Origin of the sequence: Delftia sp. CH05 (assembly GCF_009827015.1) — a bacterium.
In the GTDB taxonomy this organism is placed as follows: Bacteria; Pseudomonadota; Gammaproteobacteria; order Burkholderiales; family Burkholderiaceae_C; genus Comamonas; species Comamonas tsuruhatensis.
Window position 1 is genome coordinate 162,219 of record NZ_WUMG01000008.1, and the last position, 14,710, is coordinate 176,928.

Annotated in this window: 12 protein-coding genes; 11 read left to right on the forward strand and 1 reads right to left on the reverse strand. The window is 66.4% G+C overall.

The window, feature by feature from the left end:
- Positions 1-87 precede the first annotated feature (87 nt).
- The 9 genes from livH to ku all read left to right on the forward strand — a co-directional run bounded on the left by livH (position 88) and on the right by ku (position 10,691).
- A complete protein-coding gene (gene livH, locus GRX31_RS09710; protein WP_016446334.1) occupies positions 88-1,014 on the forward strand; it encodes a high-affinity branched-chain amino acid ABC transporter permease LivH in 927 nt (308 codons plus the stop codon).
- Positions 1,014-2,252, forward strand: a complete 1,239-nt coding sequence (locus GRX31_RS09715; RefSeq protein ID WP_016451503.1) for a high-affinity branched-chain amino acid ABC transporter permease LivM — start codon at positions 1,014-1,016, stop codon at positions 2,250-2,252. Before livH ends, GRX31_RS09715 begins: the two co-directional genes overlap by 1 nt.
- 52 nt (positions 2,253-2,304) lie before the next feature.
- Positions 2,305-3,072, forward strand: coding sequence for a high-affinity branched-chain amino acid ABC transporter ATP-binding protein LivG (gene livG, locus GRX31_RS09720; RefSeq protein ID WP_016446336.1), 768 nt, complete (start codon positions 2,305-2,307; stop codon positions 3,070-3,072).
- A gap of 8 nt (positions 3,073-3,080) precedes the next feature.
- Positions 3,081-3,782 carry an ABC transporter ATP-binding protein gene (locus GRX31_RS09725; RefSeq protein ID WP_026062223.1) on the forward strand — a complete coding sequence of 234 codons (702 nt, stop codon included), beginning with the start codon at positions 3,081-3,083 and terminating at the stop codon, positions 3,780-3,782.
- Positions 3,783-3,949: 167 nt separating this feature from the next.
- On the forward strand, positions 3,950-4,870 hold the full coding sequence (gene pdxK / locus GRX31_RS09730) for a pyridoxine/pyridoxal/pyridoxamine kinase (protein ID WP_160852422.1): 921 nt from the start codon (positions 3,950-3,952) through the stop codon (positions 4,868-4,870).
- On the forward strand, positions 4,867-5,643 hold the full coding sequence (locus GRX31_RS09735) for an SDR family NAD(P)-dependent oxidoreductase (RefSeq protein WP_046240202.1): 777 nt from the start codon (positions 4,867-4,869) through the stop codon (positions 5,641-5,643). The genes pdxK and GRX31_RS09735 overlap by 4 nt, the downstream gene beginning before the upstream one ends.
- Before the next feature lie 292 nt (positions 5,644-5,935).
- Positions 5,936-6,892, forward strand: a complete 957-nt coding sequence (locus tag GRX31_RS09740) for a hypothetical protein (protein ID WP_160852424.1) — start codon at positions 5,936-5,938, stop codon at positions 6,890-6,892.
- Between the two features lie 134 nt (positions 6,893-7,026).
- Complete coding sequence (gene ligD / locus GRX31_RS09745; RefSeq protein WP_160852426.1) at positions 7,027-9,705, forward strand: DNA ligase D; 2,679 nt, start codon at positions 7,027-7,029, stop codon at positions 9,703-9,705.
- Positions 9,702-10,691 (forward strand): non-homologous end joining protein Ku, encoded by a 990-nt coding sequence (gene ku, locus GRX31_RS09750; protein WP_160852428.1) that lies wholly within the window; start codon positions 9,702-9,704, stop codon positions 10,689-10,691. Before ligD ends, ku begins: the two co-directional genes overlap by 4 nt.
- A gap of 201 nt (positions 10,692-10,892) precedes the next feature.
- Here the strand turns inward: ku and GRX31_RS30535 are convergent, their stop codons facing one another.
- The gene (locus tag GRX31_RS30535) at positions 10,893-11,351 is read right to left on the reverse strand and encodes a hypothetical protein (protein ID WP_193584794.1); all 459 of its coding nucleotides are present in this window, start codon (positions 11,349-11,351) and stop codon (positions 10,893-10,895) included.
- On the opposite strand from GRX31_RS30535, the gene GRX31_RS09760 reads away from it, so the two are divergent.
- Together GRX31_RS09760 and GRX31_RS09765 are read left to right on the forward strand one after the other, a co-directional pair.
- Positions 11,259-13,346, forward strand: a complete 2,088-nt coding sequence (locus GRX31_RS09760; protein ID WP_026062222.1) for a catalase — start codon at positions 11,259-11,261, stop codon at positions 13,344-13,346. The two genes, GRX31_RS30535 and GRX31_RS09760, sit on opposite strands and share 93 nt — an antisense overlap.
- A 345-nt stretch (positions 13,347-13,691) precedes the next feature.
- The coding region (locus GRX31_RS09765) for a DNA topoisomerase IB (protein ID WP_160852430.1) at positions 13,692-14,710 on the forward strand (1,019 nt) is incomplete at its 3' end.

The following is a 14,710-nucleotide window of genomic DNA, read 5'->3' on the forward strand; positions in this document are numbered from 1 at the left end:
GACTGACCGGGGCACGCATTCGGCGTGTCCCGGTCGTCTGCATCCTGGCCTTTTAGGCCTTTTCCTGTTTTGGGGCGGCATTACACCATGTCAGAACTCTTACCTCAGCTGATACAGCAGCTGTTCAACGGACTGTCCCTGGGCGCCATCTATGCCCTGATCGCCATCGGCTACACGATGGTCTACGGCATCATCGGGATGATCAACTTCGCCCACGGCGACATCTACATGATCGGGGCCTACATCGGCCTGGTCACGCTGTCGGCCATAGGCACGCAAAGCGGCCTGCCGGTGTGGGCCATCATCGGCCTGATGCTGGTGGTCTCGGTCTTCGTCACCGGCGTCTATGGCCTGGTGGTGGAGCAGGTGGCCTACAAGCCGCTGCGCCGCAGTCCCCGCCTGGTGGCCCTGATCTCGGCCATCGGCATGTCCATCTTCCTGCAGAACTGGGTGGCCCTGGGCCAGGGTGCGCGCGACATGGCCGTGCCCTCGCTGCTGCCGGGCGCGCTGCGCTTCGGTGCCGAAGGCGGCTTCGAGATCTATGTGCCCTACTCGCGCATCCTGATCATCGTGGTGGCCATTGTGCTCATGGTGCTGCTGACGCTGTACATCCGCCACTCGCGCATGGGCCGCGCCTCGCGCGCCTGCGCCCAGGACATGCACATGGCCAGCCTGCTGGGCATCGACACCAACCGCGTGATCTCGTTCACCTTCGTGCTGGGCGCCATGCTGGCGGCCGTGGGCGGGGTGCTGATCGCGCTGGCCGTGGGCAAGCTCAACCCGTTCATCGGCTTTCTGGCCGGCATCAAGGCCTTCACGGCCGCGGTGCTGGGCGGCATCGGCTCCATCCCCGGCGCCATGCTGGGCGGCGTGCTGCTGGGCGTGGCCGAGACCTTTGCGGCAGCCTACATCTCGTCCGAGTACAAGGACATCGTGGCCTTCGGCCTGCTGGTGCTGATCCTGCTGTTCCGCCCCACGGGCCTGCTGGGCAAACCTGAAGTGGAGAAGGTCTGATGAAAACCAAACCCACTTTGAACCTGCGCGACGCCCTGATCGCCACGGTAATGACGGCCGTGGTCGTCACGCCCATCTTCGGCCTGCACCTGGAACGCGCCGGCACCCGCACCATCATCAACCCCGACTGGACGGTGGTGGCCTGGGCCTGCGCCCTGGTCTTCCTGGTGCAGCTGCTGCGCCCGCTGATCGCGGCGAAGATGCCCAAGGTCTCGCTGCCCTCGCTGCCGCAGGCGCGCCCCAGCCACCGCAATGGCCTGATGCTGGCGGCCCTGCTGATCGCCGTGTCCTGGCCCTTCTTTGCGGGCCGCAACGCGGTGGACATCGCCACGCTGGCCATGATCTACGTGATGCTGGGCCTGGGCCTGAACATCGTCGTGGGCTTTGCCGGCCTGCTGGACCTGGGCTTCGTGGGCTTCTACGCCGTGGGCGCCTACACCTATGCGCTGCTCTTCCACTGGGCCGGCTGGTCCTTCTGGGAAGCGCTGCCGCTGGCCGGTGCCGCTGCCGCGATGTTCGGCTTCGTGCTGGGCTTTCCGGTGCTGCGGCTGCGCGGTGACTACCTGGCCATCGTGACCCTGGGCTTTGGCGAGATCATCCGCCTGCTGCTGGTCAACCTGACCAGCATCACGGGCGGGCCGGACGGCATCTCCAGCATCCCCAAGCCCACGGTGCTGGGCCTGGAGATGACGCGCACCCCCTCCACCGAGGGCGGCACGACGTTCCACCAGTTCCTGGGGCTGGAGTTCAGCTCGCTGCACATGGTGATCTTCCTGTACCTGATGGCGCTGCTGCTGGCCGTGGTCACGCTGTGGATCTCCAACCGCCTGGTGCGCATGCCCATAGGCCGCGCCTGGGAGGCACTGCGCGAGGACGAGATCGCCTGCCGCTCGCTGGGCCTGAACCCCATGAAGATCAAGCTGTCGGCCTTCACGCTGGGCGCCATGTTCGCCGGCTTCGGCGGCGCCTTCTTCGCGGCGCGCCAAGGCATCGTCAACCCCGAGTCCTTCACCTTCATCGAGTCGGCGCTGATCCTGTCCATCGTGGTGCTGGGCGGCATGGGCTCGCAGCTGGGCGTGATCATCGCGGCCATCTTGCTGACGGTGCTGCCCGAGCTGGCGCGCGAGTTCTCCGAGTACCGCATGCTGATCTTCGGCCTGGTGATGGTGCTGATGATGGTCTGGCGCCCGCAGGGCCTGCTGCCCATGCGCCGTCGCCATGTGGAGGTGCGCTCATGAGGCATGCCGACACCATGATTTTTGGGACAACAGATAGCAGCAAGGGCCGGCAATGAGCGAGTATTTGCTAGAAGTCAAAGACCTGTGCATGCGCTTCGGCGGCCTGCTGGCCGTGGACCACGTGGGCTTCAACGTGCGTCCGCAGGAAGTGTTTGCCATCATCGGCCCCAACGGCGCCGGCAAGACCACGGTGTTCAACTGCATCAGCGGTTTCTACCAGCCCAGCAGCGGCTCCATCGCGCTGGACGGCAGCGCCATCGAGGGGCGCAGCAGCCACCACGTGGCCAACCACGGCGTGGTGCGCACCTTCCAGAACGTGCGCCTGTTCAAGTCCATGACGGTGCTGGAAAACCTGCTGGTGGCACAGCACCGCCGCTCCGGCGTCAACCTGCTGTCGGGCCTGTTCAACACGGCGGGCTACCGCCGCAGCGAAGAGGAAAAGATCGAGAGCGCCCTGCACTGGCTGGACGTGATGGGCCTGCGCGAGTTCGTCAACCGCGAGGCCGGCAACCTGGCCTACGGCCACCAGCGCCGCCTGGAGATCGCGCGCTGCATGATCACCAAGCCGCGCGTGCTCATGCTTGACGAACCCGCCGCCGGCCTGAACCCGCAGGAGAAAAAGGACCTGCAGGGCCTGATCGACCAGCTGCGCCGCCAGTACGGCATTGCCGTGCTGCTGATCGAGCACGACATGGGCCTGGTCATGGGCGTGTCCGAGCGCATCCTGGTCATGGAGTACGGCAAGCCCATCGCCATGGGCCTGCCGGATGCCATTCGCAACGATGAACGGGTCATCAAGGCCTACCTGGGAGAAGCCTGATGCCTGCCATGCTGCAACTGGAGAACATCTCCACCCACTACGGCGCCATCTGCGCGGTCGACAGCGTCAGCCTGCACGTCAACCAGGGCGAGATCGTCTCGCTGATCGGCTCCAACGGCGCCGGCAAGACCTCGCTGCTGATGACGGTGTGCGGCAACCCGCGCGCCAGCTCGGGCCGCATCTCGTTCGAGGGCGAGGACATCACCCAGCTTCCTTCGCACCACATCATGCGCAAGGGCATTGCGGTCTCGCCAGAAGGGCGGCGCATCTTCTCGGACCTCACGGTCACCGACAACCTGAAGATGGGCGGATTCTTCCTGGACAAGCCGCAGATCGAGGCCGGCATCGAACATGTGTTCGGCCTCTTCCCGCGCCTGCGCGAGCGCGCCCACCAGCGCGCCGGCACCATGTCGGGCGGCGAGCAGCAGATGCTGGCCATCGGCCGCGCGCTGATGAGCAAGCCCCGCCTGCTGCTGCTGGACGAACCCACGCTGGGCCTGGCGCCGCTGATCATTGCGCAGATCTTCGAGATCATCCAGACCATCCGCGCCGCTGGCGTCACGGTCTTCCTGGTCGAGCAGAACGCCAACCGCGCCCTGCAGATCGCCGACCGCGGCTATGTGCTGGAGACCGGCAAGGTGGTGCTGGAGGACACCGGCGCCAACCTGCTGACCAACGACGCCGTGCGCCGCGCCTACCTGGGCGCCTGACAACGCACAGGCGCCCAGCGCTCCACGGGCCCGCCCTTTGGCGGGCCTTTTTCTTTTCACGCGCAGATCGCACAGTGGTCTGGTCCTGCGCGGCCGATTGTGGGGTCTGCGGCCTGGGCGCAGGCGTTATAAAACACGTCCCTGCCTCTCATTGCTCCCCCACGCCCATGAACGCCCCCGCCCCCCATGACATGCTGCAACCCCTGGCCATCGACGTGGTGTCCGTGCAGTCCCAGGTCGTCTACGGCCGCGTTGGCAACAATGTGGCCATGCCCACGCTGCAGGCCCTGGGACTGGCGGCGGCAGCCGTGCCCACGGTGGTGTTCAGCAATACGCCGCACTATCCCAGCATCCACGGCGGAGCAATTGCCGCCGAGTGGTTTGCGGGCTATCTGCAGGACCTGGGCGCGCGCGGCGCGCTCGGGCAACTGCAGGCCGTTCTGGCCGGCTACCTGGGCGGGCCGGACCAGGCCGGGCTGCTGGCGGACTGGGTGGCGGGCCTGCTGCAGCAGCGCCCCGGCCTGCGCGTGGTGGTGGACCCGGTGATCGGCGACCACGACAGCGGCATCTATGTGGACCCCGCCATGGTCGAGGCCTACCAGCGCCACCTGCTGCCCCTGGCCGACGGGCTGACACCCAACCATTTCGAGCTGGAACGGCTGACCGCGCGCCCTGTGCACGGCATGGACGATGTGGTCCAGGCCGCGCGCAGCCTGCTGACCGGCCGCACGCAGTGGGTGGCCGTGACCAGCGCGGCGCCCGAGCTGGGCGGCGAGCATGCACTGCGCATGCGCGTGGCGCTGGTCACGCGCGAGGACGTGCATGTGGTCACCCACGCGCGCGTGGATGCGGTGCCCAAGGGAACGGGCGACTTGTTCAGCGCCGCGCTCACCGGCCACTGGCTGCAGGGCGCCAGCCTGCGCGAGGCGGCCGAGCGCGCCTGCGAACGCATCGTGCAGGCGCTGGAGCGCACGCGGCAGGCGCGCAGCGCCGAGCTGCTGCTGCCCTCGGACCCCGTCGCCGCCCGGGTAATGACCGCGCAGGCAGCACCGGCAGCACGGGCACAAGCGATACCATCGCCCGCATGAACAATGCATCGCCTCTCCTTTCCCTGACGATTCTCACGGGCGCTTCGCGCGGCATGGGCCTGGCCATGGCCCGGCAACTGCTCGATGCCGGCCATGAGCTGGTCACGCTGTCGCGCTCCACCAGCGAAGACCTGAACCGGGCCGCCGCCACGGCAGGCGCCCCGCTGCAGCAGTGGAGCGTGGACCTGGGCGAGCCCGAGGCAGCGGCCCGCAGGCTGGGCGAATGGCTCGCCGGGCTGGACGCCACGCGCTACGCCAGCGTCACCCTGATCAACAACGCGGGCGTGATTCCGCAGATCGCGCCGCTGTCGCAGCTGCGGCCCGCCGACATCGCCCAGGCCATGCGCGTGGGACTGGAGGCGCCCATGCTGCTGACGGCCGCCTTCCTGGCCGCCACCGAAGGCTGGACGGCCGTGCCGCGCAAGGTGCTCAACATCTCTTCCGGCCTCGGGCGGCGCGCCATTGCCTCGCAGGCCTCCTACTGCGCGGCCAAGGCTGGCATGGACCATTTCAGCCGCAGCGTGGCGCTGGACGAGGCGCTCAAGCCCCACGGCGCGCGCATCTGCTCGCTGGCGCCCGGCGTCATCGACACCGACATGCAGGTGCAGCTGCGCAGCGCCGATGCCGCAGCCTTTCCCGACGCAGGCAACTTCGCCCAGCTCAAGGAGGGTGGCAAGCTGTCCACGCCCGAGCAGGCCGCCACCCTGGTGCTGGGCTGGCTGCAGCGCGCGGATTTTGGCGAGCAGGTCGTGGCCGACGTGCGCCAGCCCTGAACGTACGGGTCTGGCAGGCCCGATGCAGCAATGAAAATCCCGGCAGCAGACAGAAACATATCGCCGTGCTGCCGGAAACAATCCAGCCATTCGCCCTGGAAAATATTCCGCAAGTTTTACCGGTTGCAGGAATCATTTCCCATATCCAGGCCGCGCATTGCCTTCAAAAACGTCATCTGGCAAAGGATGACGTTTTTCGTCTGCGTTTGCCAGTCCCGCTTTTCCAATCCTCCTACAGTGGCATTTATTTCGGCTGGCAAGAATGGGGCACTCAACTCCAGGAAATCCAGCCATGTCCATTGCCTATTCCGATCCCCTGGCAGCGCCAGTGGTCCCTGCGGCCAATACATTCGTCAGCGGTGTTTCATGGGCGGCGATATTCGCGGGCGCCATGGCGGCGGCCTCGCTGTCGCTGCTGCTGTTCATTCTGGGCACGGGCCTGGGCCTGTCGTCTGTCTCGGTATGGACCGGCCAGGGCATGGATGCCGGCGCCCTGGGGTGGACGGCCGTGGCCTGGATCGCCTTCACCCAGCTGGCCTCCGCCGGCGTGGGCGGGTACCTGGCCGGGCGGCTGCGCACCCGCTGGCAAGGCGTGCATACGGACGAGGTCTACTTCCGCGACACGGCCCACGGCTTTCTGTCCTGGGCGCTGGCCACGCTGGCCATGGTGGCCCTGATGGGCGCTGCGGCCGGTGGTGCGGTGTCCGGCGCCTTCAAGGCGGCGCAGACCGTGGCCACCAGCGCCTCCAGCGTGGTGGGTGGCGCGATCGGCGCCGCCGGCGGTGCGGCTGCTGGCGGTGCCTCGGGCGCCGATGCCTCGCCCCAGGGCCTGGCCTACTGGACCGGCAGCCTGTTCCGCAATTCCGCGGCAACCTCCGGCAGCACAACGCCTGCCGACATGGCCAGCGCCACGCGGGAGGCCGGCGTGATCTTTGCCCAGTCGCTGCGCACCGGCCAGCTTTCTGCGGCCGATGAGCAATATCTGGCCCAGCTGATTGCGCGCAATTCCGATATTCCGGTGGAAGAAGCGCAAAAGAAAGTGCGAAGCACCTTTGATTCCGTACAGATGCAGATAAAGCAGGCCGAGCAAAAGGCAGAAGAGGCCAAGCAAAAGGCCAAGCAGGCCGCTGAAGAAACGCGAAAGGCCACCGCCCATTCCATGCTCTGGCTGTTTGTTTCCCTGATGCTGGGCGCCTTTGTGGGCAGCCTGTGCGCCACCTGGGGTGGCCGCCAACGCGATGCCATTTGATTTTGCATCGCAGTCAACACCATCCAACCATTCATTGAACGGAGGCCATTCATGCGATCCATACTGCTTTTTCTTCTGGGCGTGCCCATTCCCATCATCATTTTGATTGCACTGATGTTCTGAAGGAGCGCCGCATGCCCGCACCGCGCCGCAGCCACCCGGTCACGCAGCAGCCGCGGCGGGCTGCTGCGGCCGGCGGGCAGGACAAGGCTGCCGCTTCGCTGGCGGCCTACCGGCAAAAGCGCGACTTCACGCGCACGCCGGAGCCCTCGGCAGAACCTTCCAGCGACGCGATTGCAGGGCAGCCCGGCACGGGTGTCCTGCAATTCGTCATTCAAAAGCACTGGGCCAGCCATCTGCACTACGACTTCCGGCTGGAGCTGGACGGCAGCATGAAAAGCTGGGCCGTGCCCAAGGGCCCCAGCGACGACCCGGCCGACAAGCGCATGGCCGTGCAGGTGGAAGACCACCCCATGGCCTACAACCGCTTCGAAGGCCAGATTCCGCCGGGCCAGTACGGCGCGGGCAAGGTCATCATCTGGGACCGGGGCACCTGGTGGCCACAAGGCGACGCCGCCGAGGACCTTCGCAAGGGCAAGCTCAAGTTCGAACTGCGCGGCCACAAGCTGCAGGGCCGCTGGACCCTGGTGCGCATGCGCGGCAAGGACGATGCCAAAAAACCCGCGTGGCTGCTGATCAAGGAGCATGACGGGCTGGAACGCGCCGCCGGCGAATTCAGCGTGGTCGAGGACATGCCCGACAGCGTGGCCGGCCTTCCCCTGGAACCTGCAGCAGCGGCAACGACAGAAACAACAACAGCAACAGCAACAGCGCCAGCGGCAGCACGAAAGCAGCACGCCGGCACCGCGACCATGCCGCAGGAGATCGCCCCCCAGCTGGCGACCTTGGTGGACCGCCCGCCCACGGAGGCCGGGCAATGGATCTTCGAGAGCAAGTTCGACGGCTACCGCCTGCTGGCCCGCATCGACAGCGGTACCGTGCGGCTTGTCACGCGCAACGGCAAGGACTGGACCGCCAGAATGCCTGCCCTGGCCCGCGCCTTGGCGGCCCTGCCCTTGCAAACAGGCTGGATCGACGGCGAGGTGCTGATGCTGGACAGCGACGACCGCCCCGACTTCCAGGCCCTGCAAAATGCCTTCGACGGCGAGCACACCGACCTGCTGGTCTTCTTCGCCTTCGACCTGCTGTGGCACGACGGCCAGGACCTGCGCCAGCAGCCCGTGGAACAGCGCCGCCAGCGGTTGCAGGAGCTGCTGCACAAGGCGCCGTCGGACCGCGTTCGGTTCAGCCAGGCCTTTGACGCCCCGCCCGCCGACCTGATGGCCGCCGCCTGCCGGCTGGGCCTGGAGGGCGTGATCGGCAAGCGGCGCGGCAGCGCCTACGTCTCGCGGCGCAGCATGGACTGGATCAAGCTCAAGTGCGGCCACCGCCAGGAGTTCGTGATCGCCGGCTATACCGATCCCCAGGGCTCGCGCACCGGCCTGGGGGCCCTGGTCCTCGCCGTGCATGGCGAGGACGGGCAGCTGCACGCGGCCGGCAAGGTCGGCACGGGTTTCAACGCACGCACCCTGGCCGACCTGCGCCAGCGCCTGGACGGCCTGGCCACCGGCACATCCCCGCTGGCAGACACCCGGGGCCTTGGCAGCCAGGTGCACTGGGTGCGCCCCACCCTGCTGGCCGAAGTCTCGTTCGCGCAATGGACCGCGGACGGCCGCATCCGCCACGCCGTATTCCAGGGCCTGCGCACGGACAAGCCTGCGCGCCGCATCGCAAAAGAGGAGCCACAGCACGTGCCATCGACCGCATCTTCACCCCGCACCGCAACCCGCCACAAAGCCGCCCCGCCCCGCATGGCCAAGGCGGCGCGCCTGCCCGCCACGATCGCCATCACCCATGCCGAGCGTGTCATCGACCCCTCCACCGGCATCACCAAGATGGAGCTGGCGCGCTACTACGCCACGGTGGCCCCCTTCATGATCACCCACCTCAAGGCCCGGCCCGTGGCCATGGTGCGCGCGCCGGAGGGCATCGAGGGCGAGCTGTTCTTCCAGAAACACATGGACCAGACGCCGCTGCAGGGCATTGCCGCCCTGGCGCCCGAACTCGATCCCGGCCATGCGCCGCTGATGGAGGTGGCGCGGCGTGAAGGCCTGGTGGCGGCCGCGCAGATGAACACCATCGAATGGCACACCTGGAATGCCCGCCGGGACCGCATCGACCGGCCCGACCGCATGACCTTCGACCTGGACCCCGGCGAGGGCGTGCCCTGGACGCAGGTGCAGGAAGCGGCCACCTTGCTGCATGTGCTGCTGCAGGAGCTGGAGCTGCCGGCCTTCCTCAAAACCAGCGGCGGCAAGGGCCTGCATGTGGTCGTGCCGATCAAGCGGCTGCTGGACTGGGACACGGTCAAGGCCTTCTCCCAGGCCGTGGTCCAGCATCTGGCCAGCACCGTGCCCCAGCGCTTCGTGGCCAAGAGCGGGCCACGCAACCGCGTGGGAAAAATCTTCGTGGACTACCTGCGCAACGGCTTTGGCGCCACCACGGCCTGCGCGTGGACAGCGCGTGCGCGGCCCGGCATGGGCATCTCCGTGCCCGTGGGCTGGAACGAGCTCGACAGGCTCACGGGCGGCGCGCACTGGACCATTCGCTCGGTGGACCAGCGCCTGCGCCTGGGCAACTCGCCCTGGGAGCACTACGGCACGGCGGCCACCAGCCTGGGCCGCGCCATGAAGGCGCTGGGCTTCGAGGCACCGGCCCGCGAAGAGCCGCCAACGAGGAAAGCACAACGATGACCAGGAAAGCCACATCTCCCCGCACGGCCCCGGCCGTCTCCTCGCGCAGCCTGTGGAAGGGGGCCATCAGCTTTGGCCTGGTCCACATCCCGATAGGCCTGTATGCGGCCACGGCCAGCACGGACATCGACTTCGACTGGCTGGACAAGCGCAACATGCAGCCCGTGGGCTACAAGCGCATCAACAAGGTCACGGGCAAGGAGGTGGCCTCGGCCGACATCGTCAAGGGCGTGGAATTCGAAGAAGGCCGCTACGTGGTGCTGAGCGCCGAAGAGATTGCCGCCGCCTTTCCCAAGACCACGCAGACCATAGAGATCGAGGCCTTTGTCGATGCCGACGATATCCCCTTCATCTACCTGGAGCGGCCCTACTACACCGCCCCCCTGCACCGGGGCGGGAAGGTCTACGCACTGCTGCGCGAGGCGCTGCGCAAGAGCAACAAGGTGGGCGTGGCCAAGGTCGTCATACAGGCCAAGCAGCACCTGGCCATCCTGATCCCCTGCGGCCGGGCGCTGGTGCTGAACCTGCTGCGCTGGGGCGGCGAGATCCGCTCCTTCGAGCAGCTGGACCTGCCGCCGCTGGACGCAAGGGCCGCAGGCATCAAGGCCGCCGAAATGACCATGGCCCTGGCACTGATCAAGGACATGAGCCAGGCCTGGGACGCCGACCAGTTCCGCAACTCCTTCAGCGAGGAAATCCACCAGCTGGTGCAGGCCAAGGCCCATGCGGGCGACGTGCAAAGTGTGCAAAGGCAGCAGGACGCGCCCGCCGCACCCGCCAACGCAGCCGTGCTGGATCTGACCGCCCTGCTCAGGAGCAGCCTGGGCAAGGCAGGCAGCGGGGCCCCCGCCTCCGCGGCCAAGGGAAAAAATACCGGAGCGGCGGCAAAAGCTGCAAAAGCTGCAAAAGCGCCCGCGACCCGGACAACACCCAAGCCCCGAAAGCCAGCGTCCAAGGCGCCTGCAAAACGTTCAACATCCAAATGAAACGGACCATTGCCGTTTTGCATAATCTACAAATGGCATTTCATGATAAAAAATACATGCATTTTTGCCGCAAAAATGGATTCCATGATATTCATAGCAAATTCCAATGATTTACCAAAAGTAATCTTCCGAATTTCCTACACGCCGTGGATTTTTCAGGCAGCACAATGAAATTGCAGTGATGACGGCATCGCTGTTTACTTAAGGAGTATGGAAATGACGCAACAGACCAATAACCCTCAAGGCAACACGGCCAGCAACCAGCAAAACGACAAGAACAAGCAGAACCAGCAGCAGCAACAAAACAATCCGGGGCAGCAGCAGCAAAGCAATCCCAATAATCCCAACCATCAGCAACAGCAGAGCAACCCCCAGCGCAACCAGCCGGGTCAGCAGCAAAAGCAGGACAGCCACCAGCAGCGTTGAGCCGCAGGTTGCATGACCTGAAAAAAGGGTCCTCCGGGCCCTTTTTTTATTTTCCCATTGCGGCAACTGAAAAACATACCGTTGCTCCGCTTGAAATATCCGCGTCAAAAGAACATGGCGTTCATTCCCAAGGAGTGCATCATGGCCAAGAAAGCCCCAGCTGAAAAGAAATCCCCATCCCAATGCCCCGTTGGCCACGGCGGAGAACTCCAGCAGCAGGCCGAAGCCTCTCATCCTGTATTGACGACGCAGCAGGGCATACCGGTTGCGGACAACCAGAATTCATTGAAGCAAGGGCCAAAGGGACCCACGCTGCTGGAAGATTTCATATTGCGCGAGAAAATCACGCATTTCGACCATGAGCGCATTCCGGAGCGGATCGTCCATGCACGCGGCACAGGTGTCCACGGTTATTTCCAGCTGACCGATTCACTGGAGCAGTACACCACCGCCAAGGTGCTGACCGAAACCGGCAAGCAGGTGCCGGTCTTCGTGCGCTTTTCCACCGTGGCCGGCGGCGCAGGCTCGGTGGACACCCCGCGGGACGTGCGCGGCTTCGCCATCAAGTTCTATACCGAAGAGGGCAACTGGGATCTGGTCGGCAACAACATTCCGGTGTTCTTCATCCAGGACGCCATGAAATTCCCCGACCTGGTCCATGCCGTGAAGATGGAGCCGGACCGGGGCTTTCCACAGGCTGCCACGGCGCACGACACGTTCTGGGACTTCATCTCCCTCATGCCCGAGTCCATGCACATGGTCATGTGGATCATGAGCGACCGCACCATCGCGCGCAGCCTGCGCATGATCGAGGGCTTTGGCGTGCACAGTTTCCGGCTGGTCAATGCGCAAGGCAAAAGCACCTTCGTGAAATTCCACTGGCGGCCCGAGCTGGGCATCCAATCCACCGTCTGGGACGAGGCCCTGAAGCTGCAGGCCGCAGACAACGACTACCACCGCCGCGACCTGTTCGAGGCCATCGAGGCGGGCGACTACCCGGCCTGGGAGCTGTGCGTGCAGCTGTTCTCGCAGGAACAGGCCGACGCCCTGCCCTATGACCATCTGGACCCCACCAAGATCATTCCGGAAGAGGAAATACCGCTGCGCAAGATCGGCCGCTTCGTGCTGGACCGCTGGCCCGACAACTTCTTTGCCGAGACCGAGCAGGTCGCCTTCTGCCCGGCCAACCTGCCCCCGGGCATCGACTTCAGCAACGATCCGCTGCTGCAGGGCCGCCTTTTCTCTTACCTGGACACCCAGCTGTCGCGACTGGGCGGGCCCAACTTCACGCAGCTGCCCATCAACGCGCCCAAATGCCCGTTTGCCCACGACCAGCGCGACGGCCATATGCAGACCCAGGTGCCCAAGGGCCGCGTGGCCTACGAGCCCTCCAGCCTGCAGGCCGACAGTCCGCGCGCCTCGGCGGCGCGCGGCTTCAGGCACTTTGCCCAGGATGACGGGGACGGCGCCAAGGGCCGCATCCGCCCCGAAAGCTTTGCCGACCACTACAGCCAGGCGCGCATGTTCTACGCCAGCCAGAGCGCGGTGGAGCAGGCCCACATCGCCAGCGCCCTGGTGTTCGAGCTGTCCAAGGTGCAGACGCCGCATGTGCGACTGGCCGTGGTGGGCCACCTGCAGGTGATAGACGCCGACCTGGCAAAGCGCGTGGCCGACGGCCTGGGCCTGCCCCAGCTGCCGCCTGCCGCCAAGCCAGCCGTGCCCCCGCAAAAGCTGCCGCCCAGCCCGGCCACGCGCATCATCGACCGCATGAAACCCACACTGCAGGGCCGCTGCGTGGCCATCCTGGTGGATGAAGGCTCCAGCGCCCGACACATTGCCGCCTTCCACAAGGCCCTGGTGGCGCAAAAGGCCAGCGTGAAGATCATTGCGCCCAAGATCGGCGGCGCCACGCTGGACGACGGCAGCCACCTGCCCGCAGACGGCCAGCTGGCCGGATCGCCCTCGGCGCAGTTCGACGCCGTGGTGTCCATCCTCACGCCCCAGCGCGGCGAAGCCCTGGCCCGGGAAGCGGCCGCCCAGGACTGGTTCCGCGATGCCTTCGGCCACCTCAAGGCCATTGCGGCCTGCAAGGCCACCGGGCACATCCTGCAGACCGCGGGCATCACGCCGGACGAGGGCGTGTTTCCCATCGACACGCCCAAGCCCTTTGTCGAAGGCGCCAAGAAACGCTTCTGGGACCGCGAGCCCACGCTGAGGACGCTGGCCTGAGGCCGCCGGCCACCGGTTTTTGCGAATCATTGCTACCAAATGTCAACGCTTCGGCCCCGTGCAAGGGTCCGGGCATGGCGATTGCTGCAGCGGCTGCATGGCCGCTGCGGCCCGCCCCCATCACAGGAGAAACCGTTCCATGATCGCTGCACCACCCACACCGCCTGCCACACCTCCCGTCGCTCCGCCGGTCAATCCGCCGCCGACCGAGCCGCTGGTGCCACCCGTGGGTGATCCTCCGCCGGCTCCGGCGCCTTCGCCCTATTCCGATCCCCCCATCGCACCTCCGCCGCCGCCGCCGCAGGGGTTGCACTGACTGCAGACCTCATCCATGTCAACGACCGCATGCCCGGCTGGCGCCGCCTGCGGCGTGGCAAAGGCTTTTCCTATGTGGACCAGGACGGCAGGCCCGTGCGCGACGCCCAGGCGCTGGAGCGCATCCGCAAATTGGCCATTCCACCGGCCTATGTGGATGTATGGATCTGCCCTGACGCCCGGGGCCACCTGCAGGCCACGGGCCGCGATGCCCGCGGGCGCAAGCAATACCGCTATCACCCGCAGTGGCAGGAGCAGCGCAAGCAGGTCAAGTTCGACCGCATGCGCGAGTTCGGCCGGCATCTGCCCGCCATTCGGCGTGCCGTGGCGCGGGACCTCAGGCCGGGGCGGCCGCAGCTCGAAACCGTGGTGGCCACCATCGTCTGGCTGCTGGACTGCACGGCGCTGCGCGTTGGCAATGACGAGTATTCAGAAGCCCATGGATCCTTCGGCCTGACCACGCTCAGGAACCGCCACGCCCAGGTGCGCGCCGGCGAGCTGACGCTGAGCTTCAAGGGCAAGAGCGGCGTCGCCCAGCAGGCCCGCGTGTCCGACCGGGCCGTGGCCCGCATCGTCAAGCGCTGCCAGGACCTGCCGGGACAGCGGCTTTTCCAGTTCGTGGACGACGAGGGGGATGTTCACCATGTGCGCTCCGAGCACGTGAACGACTACATCCGCAGGATCTGCAGCAAGGCCGGGGCAGACGAGGCAGACGGACCGGACTTCAGTGCCAAGGACTTCCGTACCTGGCATGCCAGCGTGTACGCGCTGGAGCTGGCCATGGCCGCCGCAGCGTCACCGGCGGGCAGCCGCCATCCGGGCGCGCTCACCTTCACGGACCTGATCGCCGAGGTGGCGCGGCGCCTGGGCAATACCTGTACGGTTTGCCGCAAGTTCTACATCCATCCCCAGGTACTGGCCCTGTGCGAGCAGCCCGGACAATGCCCGCCCGCCGCGACCGCTGCACCCGCACGGCGCACGCGCGGGCTGAGCGCCAAGGAATGCCTGTTCCTGGGCCTGCTGGAGCCCCAGCCCCGGCCCCGCAGGAC